Origin of the sequence: Vibrio sp. 1CM2L, assembly GCF_023161695.1 — a bacterium.
Classification (GTDB): Bacteria; Pseudomonadota; Gammaproteobacteria; order Enterobacterales; family Vibrionaceae; genus Vibrio; species Vibrio coralliirubri.
The window spans coordinates 926,358-939,975 of record NZ_JALNTT010000002.1 but is presented as its reverse complement, the minus strand read 5'-3'; the positions used below and the strand labels follow the sequence as shown (position 1 = coordinate 939,975).

Below are 13,618 nucleotides of genomic sequence, written 5' to 3'. Positions count from 1 at the left end.
TTATGCCTCGTTCTGTTGTGGTTGAGTTGTTGGCGTATTCGCCGTGAAGAACTCGTCACCAAAGTTGTGATTGATTAGGTGTTGTGCGTCGCAATCGCCTGCTTTGAATGGAATCAGAGTTAGGCCGTAGCGGAACTCGTCCATGTACACGCGGTAAGAATCCAACACTTCGCTGCCCCAAGAGTTTGAGCCTAAACCCATCACTTGGTGGTCTAGATTTAGGGTGATGTAGCCACTCCTCTCTAGCTCTATCGTGTGCTGTGCTTGATGCAGGTTTTGGTTGGTGTAGAACCATGCGCTAAAGTTGATTTCTTGCTGTGGTTTTACTGCAATACCATTACCTGCGCGGCTTGAAAGCGCAGCCCAACGAACGTGTTGGCGGTTGCCATTATTTTGTGGGAACGGGTAGTTCTCGAACATGTCAGCCACGGTTGATTGGTAAACATCAATCATGTTGGCTTGCTTGCTGTCTTGGTAGTTCTCTTCAGGGCCGCGGCCGTAGTATTGAACTTGGTCGAAGTCGCCATTGATGCCCATATCGAAGCCAATAACTGGAATCACGTGTGGGTAATCACCGTAGCGCTCGCCGCTCAGTTCAACGTTTAGCTGACCTTCGGCACTGATCTGGTAGCGATATTCACAACGCATACCGAAATCAAAAACTGGTGGAGCAATGATGCTGGTGGTGGTGATCTCTACCTTGCCGTTGTTCTGTTCAATATTCAGCGTACGGAAGTGCTCCTGCATGATCTGTAGGTGTGCAGGTTCCCAGTAACCATCGTGCTCTTGCTTATGGTTATCGATCATTGGCTTGAAGAAGTTCAGCTTAGGCTCAGACTTAATCAGTTCCTCGCCATTCACTAACCATGACGTCAGTTTGCCGTTCACTTTCGAGAAGTTCAGAGCAAAGTTGTGACCTTTGATTAGGTAGGCTAAGCGAGATTCTTCAACATTCAGTGCTGTCGCATTGTTGTTGGTGAAGGCTTCAAGTTGTGCTGTGTTCTCTTTCAGTTGGAACTGGTAAACCGCGATGTCGTGGTTCGCTTCGCTGTATGAAGTACGAGAATCCTTACGAACCGTAAAGTTTACAAACACTTCACGCTCATCAAGCTGTGGCAAGTTAAGTGTCAGTTCGCGGCTAGAGTTTTCAGCCAGCTCTTCAACCTTGATGTGTTGTACGGCAATGGTTTCACCTTCAGCACGGATTTCCGCAGTGATGGTGTAGTCATCGATGTTTGAGAACCAAAGCTTGTTGTCTACCGTGAAGGTGCCCGTTTGTGCATCGAAATCGCGAAGCTTCACTGGGGCAATCACTTGCTTGTACTCTTTCAAGCCTGGGCCTGGCGTTTGGTCTGGGTAGATCAAACCGTCCATGCAGAAGTTGTAGTTGTTCGGGTAGTCACCGTAGTCACCGCCGTATTTGTAGAACTCTGTGCCTGCTTCATCACGCGCTAAAATGCCGTGGTCACACCATTCCCAAACATAGTGACCTTGAATTGCGTCATGCTTGTAGAACACGTTTTGGTATTCGGTTAAACCGCCCGGGCCGTTACCCATTGCGTGTGCGTATTCGCAGATGATGCGTGGTTTTTCATGTGGGAATTCACCGAAGGCATTCATCAGTTGAGCGCGTGAGTACATGGTTGAAATGATGTCGACCACTTCAGCATCGCGGTCTTCTTCGTAGTGGACCAAACGCGTGTCATCAATCGCTTTTGCTGCATCGTACATAGAGCGGATGTTGCAGCCGTAGCCAGACTCGTTGCCTAGTGACCACATGATGATAGAAGGGTGGTTCTTTTGAGCGTGGATATGACGTTCGATACGCTCAACAAACACCGCTTCCCATGCGGCATCGTTAGTGATGCGGCTTAGGTCGCCAACGTTAGCAAAGCCGTGAGTTTCAACATCGGTTTCGCCCATCACGAATAGGCCGTAGATATCACACAATTCGTAGAAGCGTGGGTCGTTCGGGTAGTGTGCCGTGCGTACTGAGTTGATGTTGTGTTGCTTCATCAACACTAAGTCTTTCTCTACGCGATCCATGCCAACCGCACGACCTTTTAGGTGGTCGTTGTCGTGACGGTTTACACCGTGCAGCATCACGTATTTGTTGTTGATGTAGAACAGACCATCGCGAACTTTAATGTCACGGAAACCAACACGCTGTGGGATCACTTCCAACACCTTGCCGTCTCCATCTTTCAGCGTAAGCAGCAGTTGGTACAAGTAAGGGTTCTCAGCGTTCCATTGAACAGGGTTAACCACATCAATAGAGAATTGAGTATTCGCATTGCCATCGACACTTAAGTTATCTACTGAGCCTTGCGAGATAACTTGGATGCCATCAAGCAATACGTACTCAAGGGTTGCGTTTGCCGCAGCTGCTAGGTTTTCTAGTTCCACTTTGCACGACAGGGTAGCGCTTTGGTAAGCGTCGTCGAAGTCAGTGCGAACGGTAACGTCTTGAACGTGCAGTTGTTCTTTACCTACTAGGTAGACGTCACGGAAGATACCGCCCGTCCACCACATGTCTTGGTCTTCAATGTAGGTTGAGTCGGCCCACTGCATCACACGAATAGAAAGTAGGTTGTTGCCTGCTTTTACCTGACTAGAGATATCGAACTCAGCGGTTAGGCGACTGCCTTTGCTGAAACCTACGTACTCACCGTTTACGTAAACTTCGAAGTAAGTTTCAACGCCATCAAATTTGATGATGGTTTGTTTCTCGTCCCAGCTTTCGCCAAGGAAGAAAGAGCGTTGGTATGCGCCGGTTGGGTTGTCTGATGGTACGAAAGGCACATCAATTGGGAATGGGAAACCTTCATCTGTGTATTGAAGATCGCCGTGGCCTTCCATTTGCCACATGTTTGGAACCGTGATGTTGCCCCAGTCGCTCATTTCCTGAGAATAGAACTCTTCAGGAACCAATAGCGGATTGGTGAAATAGCTGAAATTCCATTGACCACTCAATAGTTGGAAGTGGCTGCTCAGTTCACGCTGAAACGTTTTTGCATTTTTTTCTGATGCGTACGAGAAGAAGTATGCACGCGGTGCCATACGGTTCTCATGTAAGTTCAGGAAGTTTTCCCAGTTGTTCACGTTGCCTCTCTCTCGGTCTGAATGCAGTTTGCTGACCGACGTTCTTATGCGTAATTGGGTCGTAGTGAATACGAGTATTTTTGGACTGAGGTAATTATTAGTAAAAGTTTTACTAAATGAAATTAGTGAAAACGTTTTACTTTAACTTCATCACGTTTTTTATGGTCTTTTTACAGTGCTGTGTGATCCACTTAAAAGAATGCTATTGGCTGTTTTATGCAGCAGGTTAAGGAGGGAAATATGTGTCGATTGATGTATGTGATGGGCACAAAAAAGGCCACCTTCAACAAAGGTAGCCTTTATTTATCTACTTGATATATTTAATTATTTTGTTGTATCGCGCAGCTTAAGTTTGCTTGGTACATAGACGCGTAATGGGATGGTTCGGCCGTCACGTACTTTCTCAATCAGTAGGTTAACGCCTTGAATTCCCATTAGTTCAGAGTGAATACGAACAGTCGATAAAGATGGGAAGGTAAATTTAGCTGTTGGGATGTCGTTTACACTGATCAGCGCAATATCTTCAGGAATGTTTAATCCGTGCTCATGAACTGCTCGTAAAACGCCAATTGCGATGGAATCTGACGCAATAAACATGGCTTTAGGGTAGTCACCTGTCGCGAGCATCTGTTTTGCAAGCTTGTAACCTGAAGAGCTAGAGAAGTCACCACGGTAGATGTCTTGTTCACTGACAACGTTCTTGAGGCCACCATATTCAGCAAAAGCGACTTCACGAATATCAGGGGTGTTGACGTCGTCTTGGCCACCAATAAAGCCGATGCGTTCATAGCCTTGGTTGATAAAGAAGTTGGTGATCTCTTTGCTGATCAAAGCCAGGTCGATATCGACAGAGTCATAAGGTTCTGAGTGATCGGTAAAATCGACATAACAGATATTATCGCTCAGCTTTTTAGCTTGCTCGATAACCTCTGGTGTCATTCTTCCCACCAACAAAACACCTGTGATTGGCGCTGAATTGATCTGTATTTTACTTTCATAACAGTTGGTTAGCTTAACTTCCATCTTTTCACATTGGGTTTCAATCCCGTGGCGAATCGATAGGTAGTAAGGGTCGTTAACTTCCGCTTCTTGCTTGTAGTTATACAGTGCTAGGAAGTGATGGTTTTGTTTTTTACTGCTAACGGTTTTTCGTGAGCTGCTGGTTTTGTATTCCAACTTCTCTGCAATTTCAAAGATACGTCTTTTGGTCTCTTCCTTGACGCTTAATGTTGGATCTTCATTGAGAACCCTTGAAACTGTAGCCAATGATACATTCGCTTCAGTCGCGATATCTTTTAACGTTGCCATACTCACTTCCTGTTATTGGAACATTGCGCTGCTTTGAAATTGGTATTTAGTAAAAAAGCAATGCACCTCTTTATTCTACAGACCTATTGTAATCAAACTGGACGTCATTGCATTAACTTTTAGTAAAATAAATGCTCAACTCATCTGTGATGTCTCAAATCTAACTATCTATAATTATCTTATTAAAATTCAATGAATTAGAGGTTAACAGCTATACGTTCTCTCTATGTCATGATCAGTTCCAATGATGAAAGTTAGTGTAAACGTTTACACTTCGTGGTTTTGATCACAGAATTATAGTCAAAATGGCTGCTACTATTTCTGACATACGGTGCTACTGAGCTGAATGTCAGTTCGAGTTAGCCCACGAATGACGACAAAGAGAGGTTGATTGTGAAAGTACTGGTTACGGGCGGCATGGGTTACATCGGAAGTCATACATGCATTCAAATGATACAGGCAGGTATGGAGCCGATCATTGTTGATAACCTTTGCAACAGCAAAGAGCTAGTGCTGGAACGAATCGAGTCGTTAACTGGCAAGCGCCCAACGTTTTATCTTGGCGACATTCGTGACCAATCTTTTCTAGATGGCGTGTTTTCAGAAAACGATATCCAAGCGGTGATTCACTTTGCTGGCCTGAAAGCGGTAGGGGAGTCGGTGGCTAAGCCTTTGGAGTACTACGATAACAACGTTAATGGTTCACTAGTGTTAGCTCGAAGCATGAAGAAAGCGGGCGTGAAAAGCATCGTATTTAGTTCTTCGGCTACTGTTTACGGTGACCCGGAAGTAGTGCCGATTACTGAAACTTCACCAACTGGCGCGACAACTAACCCTTATGGTCGCAGCAAATATATGGTGGAAGAGTGCTTGAGCGATCTGTTCAACGCGGAGAACGACTGGAGCGTCACTTTACTGCGTTACTTCAATCCAGTTGGCGCACATCCATCGGGCACTATGGGTGAAGACCCACAAGGTATCCCAAATAATTTAATGCCGTTTATTGCTCAAGTAGCCGTCGGTCGCCGTGAAAAACTGGCTGTTTTTGGAAACGATTACCCAACAGTCGATGGCACAGGCGTTCGTGACTATATTCATGTAATGGATTTAGCGGACGGCCACGTCGCAGCACTAAAAGTGGTTGGTGAGAAAGCGGGCTTACACATTTACAACCTAGGTACGGGCAAAGGCTCAAGTGTACTTGAGATGGTTGAAGCCTTCGCACAAGCATCGGGCAAACCGGTTCCTTATGAACTTTGCCCACGCCGCGCAGGTGATATTGCCGAGTGTTGGGCAAGTACTGAAAAAGCAGAGCGCGAGCTTGGTTGGAAGGCGACGCGTAGCGTGATGGAGATGACTGCGGATACGTGGAATTGGCAATCGAATAACCCGAACGGCTACTAACCTGTGTAATTGAAGCCACAGCGTTGTTGGCTGCATCTCCAATTTCTTTGGGAAAGCAGAGATAAGAGATGAGAAAAGCGAGATTCCAGATATCTCGTGCCTCGATTCTGGAATGGCGGATGAGCACAAGATTATGAAGCGGATGCCTTTGCACAAATAGCACAACGAGATTACACGTCATTCCCTACAGCGAGGTACGAGCGTGATAGGGAATCTCCTTGTAGAAGAATTATTCATCTTGGTGAATTGACCAAGACACAAAATTTGAGAGCAATCTAAACATGTCAAAAGTTGAATTTAACCCAGTAGACCACCCGCATCGTCGTTATAACCCATTAACGGGTCAGTGGATCTTAGTATCACCGCACCGAGCAAAACGTCCTTGGAGTGGCCAAGATGAAAAACCATCGAACGCGCAGCTTCCTGCGTACGAGAAAGAGTGTTTCTTGTGCCCAACCAATACGCGTATCTCAGGCGACGAAAACCCAGATTACGACGGCACTTACGTATTCAGTAATGATTTCGCGGCCTTGATGCCCGATTCGCCTGATGCTCCAGAGTCTGAAAACCCTCTATTCAAGACTCAAGGTGTTCGCGGGTTGAGCCGTGTGATCTGTTTCTCTCCGGACCACAGCAAAACGTTGCCAGAGTTACCAGTAAACAAGATTCGCGGTGTTATCGACACATGGAATGAACAGATTGAAGAGCTAGGTAAAGACTACCTATGGGTTCAAGCGTTTGAAAACAAAGGCGAGACCATGGGCTGTTCTCAGCCACACCCACACGGTCAGATCTGGGCAAACAGCTTTTTACCCAACGAGATTGAACGCAAAGAGAAACTGTTAAAAGAGTACTTTGAGCAGCAAGGCTCAAACCTATTAGTGGATTACGTTGAAGCTGAAATGAAAGACGGTTCTCGCACTGTGGTTGAAACTGAACATTGGATTGCGGTGGTTCCTTATTGGGCGGCGTGGCCATTTGAAACCATGTTGCTACCAAAAACACACATCCGCCGTATGAGCGAACTGACTGACGAACAACGTGATGATTTAGCGCTTGCGATTAAGAATCTGACCAGTCGCTACGACAACTTGTTCCAATGCTCATTCCCTTACTCAATGGGCTGGCACTATGCGCCATTCTTCGAAGAAGGCACCGACATCGATCACTGGCAACTGCATGCGTTGTTCTACCCGCCATTGCTACGTAGTGCTTCGGTTCGTAAATTCATGGTCGGCTACGAAATGCTGGCTGAGTCTCAGCGTGATTTAACCGCAGAACAAGCCGCGCAACGTCTTCGTGATTTGAATGACGTTCACTACAAAGAGCAGGAATAGCCTGTTTCGTAGATAACGAGCGAGATTCCAGATATCTCGTCCCTCGATTCTGGAATGACGAAAGGTGAGAAGCCCATAAGTTTAAGAGCTTAGAAGCTTAGGACTTTGGAGCTTAAAAGCTTAGTCGCTGATGTTGTCATTCCTTACCGTGAGAGGCGAACGAGATAGGGAATCTAAAAGAATTAAAGTGGTGCCGTGAAGGGGCCATAACCAATTGAACAAAGAGTTTAACCAGAGAGTTTACTTATGTCTGACCTAATCCAAAACGTGAAAGCATCTTTTGAGCAAGTCCTTGGTTACCAAGCGACTCATATTATCCAAGCACCAGGTCGTGTGAACCTGATTGGCGAGCATACCGACTACAACGATGGTTTTGTTCTACCGTGTGCCATTAATTACCAAACGGTAGTCGCCGCGGCTAAGCGTGACGACAACATTGTTCGCGTAGTATCAGTGGACTACGGTAATGCAGTCGATGAGTTCGATTTAACTCAAGAGATCACATTCCAACAAGACAAAATGTGGGCTAACTACATTCGTGGTGTAGTGAAGTGCTTAAAAGGTCGCGGCTTTGAATTTACAGGTGCAGACATTTCTGTAACGGGTAACGTGCCTCAAGGTGCAGGTTTAAGTTCTTCTGCCGCACTGGAAGTGGTGATTGGTCAAACATTTAAGGTGCTTTATAACCTAGAGATCAGCCAAGCTGAAGTGGCACTTAATGGTCAGCAAGCTGAAAACGAATTTGTGGGCTGTAACTGCGGCATCATGGACCAAATGATCTCTGCAGAAGGTCGCGCAAATCATGCGATGCTTTTGGATTGTCGCAGCCTAGAAACTCAAGCGGTTTCAATGCCAGAAGATATGGCTGTGGTTATCATCAACTCAAACAAGAAACGTGGCTTGGTCGACAGCGAATACAACACGCGTCGTGAGCAGTGTGAAGAAGCGGCTCGTATCTTTGGTGTTACGGCACTTCGTGATGTGACCATTGAGCAATTCAAAGCGAAAGAGTCTGAGTTAGATGAAATGGTCGCAAAACGTGCGCGTCACGTGATCACTGAAAATGACCGTACTGTTGAAGCGGCTCAAGCTCTACGCACTCATGATATGAAGCGCATGGGTGAGCTGATGGCTGAATCGCATGCATCAATGCGTGATGATTTTGAAATCACGGTGAAAGAGATTGATACGCTGGTTGATATGGTCAAAGAAGTGATCGGCGAACAAGGTGGCGTGCGTATGACTGGCGGAGGTTTCGGTGGTTGTATTGTGGCATTGGTGCCACCTGCATTGGTTGATGAAATCAAAACAACCGTTGAACAGAAATATCAAGCGGCGACGGGTCTAAAAGAATCTATTTATGTGTGCCAAGCGAAAGACGGAGCAGGCTTAGTTGAAGTAATCTAACGGCTTCGAGACTTAATATAGCGCTTACCAAGTAAAAAGATCATGGTAGGCCAAATGCTAAAGCCTTTACTTCAGGTAGAGGCTTTTTACTGGCACTAGAAGGAATTTAGAATGACACAAGAGCAAAACCTGCATCAATCCATGACGCAGACTCCAGCCTATGATGGCCAACCCGCTCAGTTAGTGACGCTATCAAATACGCATGGCATGCAAGTGACATTCATGGATATCGGTGCAACATGGTTGAGCTGTATCCTGCCAGTAAAAGGAAACAAAAGAGAAGTTTTGTTGGGTGTTAACTCAATGGAGAACTTCGATAAACAAGCCAGCTATATGGGCACAATCGTTGGCCGTTATGCTAACCGCATTGCTAATGGTCGTTTCAAAATTGATGGTCAGAATTACAAGCTGGAAACCAACCAAGCGGGCAATACCTTACATGGTGGCCCGAACGGATTTGATAAACGCCGTTGGAATATTGCCGAGCAAACCGAAACGTCAGTGGTGTTTACTCTAGAGTCTGCTGATGGCGACCAAGGATTCCCGGGGAATTTGAATGTGTCGGTGCGTTATGACATCACCGAAGACAATCGAGTTTCCATTAATTACTCTGCAACCACAGACAAGCCGACTGTAGTCAACCTAACGAATCATGCGTACTTCAATCTACTTGGCGCAGAAGCCGGACACGATTGTTTGTCACACATTGTCAGCATTAACGCCAATCAATTCTTACCGACCAATTCGGTGGGTATTCCGTTAGGTAACCTTAAATCGGTGAAATCGACCAGCTTTGACTTCAATCAGCCTATGATGATCTCAGAGCGTTTGTTGGGCGATGAACAGCAGAAAGCAGCAAAGGGTTACGACCACTCTTTCTTATTGGCTGATGGCTGCAAACGCACTCAATGTGCCGCGACCGTAACCTCACCAGATGCGCTCGTCACACTAAAAGTATTTTCAACCAAACCTGCAATGCAGCTATACACCGGAAACTGGCTTGGTGGCACACCAAACCGAAGTGGTGGCAGCTATGAAGACTACGCTGGTTTGGCGCTAGAAACCCAGTTCTTACCTGACTCTCCTAACCACCCAGAGTGGAAGCAGGACAGTTGTATTCTCAAGCCTGAACAAGAATATAATTACAGTACCTGTTACCAGTTTGAATTTTCGGGGGATTCTTCAAACTAGTACGCTCTAGCTCAAAGCGGTTACGCCAATATCTTTTGCTTGTGAATAGGACGATGTGAATTATTGCGTTGTTCTTGGGGGATGAGCAAAAGTGGCGCTCAACAAGAGTGCGGTTTATTAAGCGCGATTGTTGAGTATCTGAGTAAGGTAGGAAAGCCCTAACAGAAGCGATTCTGTTAGGGCTTTTTTTTGTTTATTGCTTGATGAGTCGACCAGAAATTAGATTTTCTCTACCGAATTGCGGCGTACCAGAGTTGGAGAGAACATCATTGGTTCAGTGGAGGTGTTTTCACCTTTGGCTAAGTGCAACGCGAGTCGTGTCGCTTTCTCTGCCATCATCTGAATCGGGTAGCGAATAGTGGTGAGCTTTGGATGAACATAGCGGGCAATCAAGCCATCATCGAAGCCGATGATCGACATTTTGTCCGGCGCTTGAATACCGTTTTCATCAAGGACAGACAAAGCACCAGCTGCCATATAATCGTTGTACGCCACAATGCCTGTGATCGGCAGTGATTTAGTCAAAAGGTTAGTCATGGCGTATTCGCCACCGTCACTGGTGGGCGCTGAGTATTCAATATAGCTGTCAGAGAGCGCTATTTTGTAATCTGAGAGTGCCGCTAAGTAACCTTGGATACGCTCATCGGCATCTTCAATGCTATGCGATGAGGCGATACAGGCAATGTTCTTATGGCCATGACGGATCAGATATTCCGTCGCAAGATACGCGCCTTTCTTGTTGTCCAAGAAAATACAACGGTTGGCAATCTCAGCAATATAACGGTTGATCAGCACTAAGCCTTTGACTTCTTTTGCATAGGCGACCAGTTCTTCGTCTGTCAGGCCTTTCGAGTGGATCACCAAGGCGTCACAACGGCTATTAATCAGCAACTCAATCGCTTGTCTCTCTTCTTCACGATCGTGCGAGCCATTACCGACAAGGATATGTTTTCCGTTCTCACGAGCGACATTATCGACAGCCTTAACCAATGTGCCAAAAAAGGGATCGGAGATGTCACCGACCAATACACCAACAGTGTTTGTGCTTTGGCTTACCAGCGCACGAGCATTGGCATTCGGGCGATAGCCGAGTTTAGACATCGCTTTAGTTACAGACTCTACCGAGCTTGCACTCGCCTTGGGAGACTTGTTGATCACTCGAGATACGGTTGCAACAGAAACACCAGCTTCCTTTGCTACATCTTTAATTGTTGCCATTTTTAACCTCTATACATTGCTGCATCTATTTAACACCGACAATGATAGTAAGGCAACGAAACTCTCATTTTACTTCCAGTAATGAGATCTTTACCGCTTGTAATTATTAGGCTTAATGCTAGTGTAAACATTTACATTTTACTTAATTTTAGTAAATGATTTAATGAGTGAAAACAAATCAATATAGGAAGTGAGAAATGGATACTGTCTCTTATGGTGACTTTGCTAAGTTAGAAATGCGTGTGGGTAAGATCGTTGAGGTTGTGCGTCATGAAAACGCCGACAAGCTGTACATCGTGCAAGTGGATGTTGGTGACAAGACACTGCAAACGGTGACCAGCCTAGTCCCTTATTACACAGAAGAAGAGTTAATGGGTAAGCAGGTTGTAGTTCTGTGCAATCTAGCGAAGGCGAAGATGAGAGGCCACACTTCTGAGTGCATGTTGTTATGTGCAGAAACGGAAGATGAATCTGAAAGTGTATTGCTAACACCTGAACGTGCGATGCCAGCAGGTATTCGTGTCGTTTAAGCTCACTTTAGGTTGGTGAGTCGATGTGTTCACCAACCTAAATCAACTAGCTGCGCACGGTCAGTATCAAGCCATCAATCACACTGTGGTGGTGATCGGAAACTCCAGCAAGGTTGCCGTATTTAGGCTGGTGGCGATCATTTTCTAATGGGTGATGCCAACCTTGTGTGTGTTTAACAAAGTGCGCCGCAAAGCTTTCAGACACCTCTAAACATCCTGCCAATACAGTATCGACGTAGGTTTGAACTATAGGGCTGTTTTCGCAAGGTGCTTCAATCTCGTCTTTGATGTAAACCCAGATCGATTGATCCTGTTTGAACTCATCTTGGCTTTCTATCTGAGAGGCCTTTAATTCGATTCGGTGATAACCACGCTCACGGCGATCAAACTCAGCCAGTGCAATATCATCCACCTCAAGCAACACACCATTCACTTGTCCCTCGCCGAGATTGACGATCAAAGGTGATAACACATAGCTGTCATCGATCTTGCTCCAATGGCGAATTAAGCCATGAACAATCGCAGGGAGCGCTTGCCCTGTCTGACCGGTAAGCTGGCGTGAAGATGAGTTGATTAAGCTGCCATAACCAAAAATATACATCGCATTCCTTGTCTGAGTTGTTCCATTTAAGTCTAGTCTTACTATATGTGGCGAGATACCAAAAGTCAGTAAGTTTCTATTTATACACACATATGTCTTTATGACTCTTTTGGTTGTGTTTTTTTGACTTGTTTATTGGTTAGCGAATCTCGTGAGTCGCTGTTTTTACTGCTTTTATCTAATTGGCGCGTTTCATGCAATGTGATCTGCATATTGCATCGGATTTGATGCACACCAAATTTGGTTTAGGTAATACCTTAGCCGCTTATCTGAGAATTAGGAGCGAGTTTGTTAAATATCACAGATAAAAGTGTAGAAGACGCGATTCCAGCCTACCTGCGTTTAGGTTTTCGACCTTTCTTCTTTTTAGGCAGTCTCTATGCCGTGATTGCGATTGTCGCTTGGGTCATCATGTTCCAAAACGGTCAGCCTGAGATTTTAAAAGTTCCTGCACTGTGGTGGCACGTACATGAGATGCTGTTTGGTTTCTCAATGGCGATAGTGGTCGGTTTTGTGTTAACGGCAGTACAAACGTGGACGGGTGTCAACGGAACCAAGCACTATCGGTTGGCAGCTCTTGTGGGCTTATGGCTCGCACCTCGTATTCTGTTTTGGACACCCGCTCCGTTATGGCTGATCTCATCGGTTGAGGCGCTGTTCTTAATCTTTGCCGCCTACGAAGTTGGTTTCCGAGTCGTGAAGTCGAAAGGCTGGAAGAACCTGTTTTTTGTGCCGCTGTTTATATTGGCTATCGTGGCGAACTTTGCTAGTTACGCGACCATAAAGGGAATGCCTCCATTTCCATCGTCTGCAGTTTGGCAGGCTATGTTGTGGTGGTTTACCTTGCTGTTATCAGTGATGGGTGGGCGAGTAATCCCATTCTTCACAGCGCGTCGCTTTGATTTTGAAAAAGCACAACCATTGGTTTGGTTGGAATGGCTAGCGAACCTACCTTTGGTTGGTTTATTTGTGTTGAGCTTCTTCCCATTGACCTTTGCTCAAGTCGGCAATGAGTTGATGGTATTTGCAGGTGTGACTCAGTTGGTGCGCTTTATCCGCTGGAAACCTTGGACAACACTATCAGAACCTTTGGTGTGGTCGCTGCATGCGGCTTACCTATGTATCCCTTTAAGCTTGCTGTTGCGTGGTCTGTTAGACAACCCGTTCGCGAGCCACAACATGCTGCACCTGTTTGCGATTGGCGGTTTGAGTGGGTTAATTCTGGCGATGATTACGCGAGTGACAATGGGACATACCGGTCGTGCTATCTATAAAGGGCCAAGTATGGCTTTGGCGTTCTCGGCTATTTTTATCGCGGCACTCGTTCGTAGTTTGGGTGTGACATTCTTCCCGGCGTATTTATTTGAGATGGTCAACATCAGCGCCGGTTTATGGACGTTAGCGTTCGGGCTGTTTATTTGGAAGTTCGGCATGATGCTGTTAACGCCAAGAGTGGATGGTCACCCGGGCTAAGGCAAATGGGTTATCGAACCATATTGAAAGGGAAGCTCAGAGCTTCC

Annotated in this window: 10 protein-coding genes; 6 read left to right on the top strand and 4 right to left on the bottom strand. The window is 45.9% G+C overall.

The features are described 5' to 3' along the window. Both ebgA and ebgR read right to left on the bottom strand, forming a co-directional pair. The gene (gene ebgA / locus MSG34_RS09300; RefSeq protein WP_248337134.1) at positions 1-3,102 is read right to left on the bottom strand and encodes a beta-galactosidase subunit alpha; all 3,102 of its coding nucleotides are present in this window, start codon (positions 3,100-3,102) and stop codon (positions 1-3) included. Positions 3,103-3,426: 324 nt separating this feature from the next. After that, the gene (gene ebgR, locus MSG34_RS09295; protein WP_017069515.1) at positions 3,427-4,410 is read right to left on the bottom strand and encodes a transcriptional regulator EbgR; all 984 of its coding nucleotides are present in this window, start codon (positions 4,408-4,410) and stop codon (positions 3,427-3,429) included. Between the two features lie 393 nt (positions 4,411-4,803). Here ebgR and galE point away from each other — a divergent pair, with 393 nt between their 5' ends. The 4 genes from galE (at position 4,804) to galM (ending at position 9,749) form a co-directional block, all read left to right on the top strand. Next, positions 4,804-5,814: a UDP-glucose 4-epimerase GalE gene (gene galE, locus MSG34_RS09290; protein WP_248337132.1), complete on the top strand. Its 1,011-nt coding sequence runs from the start codon at positions 4,804-4,806 to the stop codon at positions 5,812-5,814. 281 nt (positions 5,815-6,095) lie between these two features. Continuing rightward, on the top strand, positions 6,096-7,151 hold the full coding sequence (locus MSG34_RS09285; RefSeq protein WP_248337129.1) for a UDP-glucose--hexose-1-phosphate uridylyltransferase: 1,056 nt from the start codon (positions 6,096-6,098) through the stop codon (positions 7,149-7,151). 246 nt (positions 7,152-7,397) lie between these two features. Continuing rightward, entirely contained in the window at positions 7,398-8,558 is a 1,161-nt protein-coding gene (gene galK / locus MSG34_RS09280; protein WP_248337127.1) for a galactokinase, read from the top strand. Positions 8,559-8,669: 111 nt separating this feature from the next. Next, on the top strand, positions 8,670-9,749 hold the full coding sequence (gene galM, locus MSG34_RS09275) for a galactose-1-epimerase (protein WP_248337125.1): 1,080 nt from the start codon (positions 8,670-8,672) through the stop codon (positions 9,747-9,749). A gap of 219 nt (positions 9,750-9,968) precedes the next feature. Here the strand turns inward: galM and MSG34_RS09270 are convergent, their stop codons facing one another. Next, a complete protein-coding gene (locus MSG34_RS09270) occupies positions 9,969-10,967 on the bottom strand; it encodes a substrate-binding domain-containing protein (RefSeq protein WP_248337123.1) in 999 nt (332 codons plus the stop codon). Positions 10,968-11,164: 197 nt separating this feature from the next. On the opposite strand from MSG34_RS09270, the gene MSG34_RS09265 reads away from it, so the two are divergent. Next, entirely contained in the window at positions 11,165-11,497 is a 333-nt protein-coding gene (locus tag MSG34_RS09265) for a tRNA-binding protein (RefSeq protein ID WP_050649656.1), read from the top strand. A 46-nt stretch (positions 11,498-11,543) separates the two neighbouring features. Here the strand turns inward: MSG34_RS09265 and MSG34_RS09260 are convergent, their stop codons facing one another. After that, the gene (locus MSG34_RS09260; protein WP_248337121.1) at positions 11,544-12,098 is read right to left on the bottom strand and encodes a gamma-glutamylcyclotransferase family protein; all 555 of its coding nucleotides are present in this window, start codon (positions 12,096-12,098) and stop codon (positions 11,544-11,546) included. Between the two features lie 288 nt (positions 12,099-12,386). Here MSG34_RS09260 and MSG34_RS09255 point away from each other — a divergent pair, with 288 nt between their 5' ends. Beyond that, entirely contained in the window at positions 12,387-13,571 is a 1,185-nt protein-coding gene (locus tag MSG34_RS09255) for an NnrS family protein (RefSeq protein ID WP_248337119.1), read from the top strand. Positions 13,572-13,618: the final 47 nt, after the last annotated feature.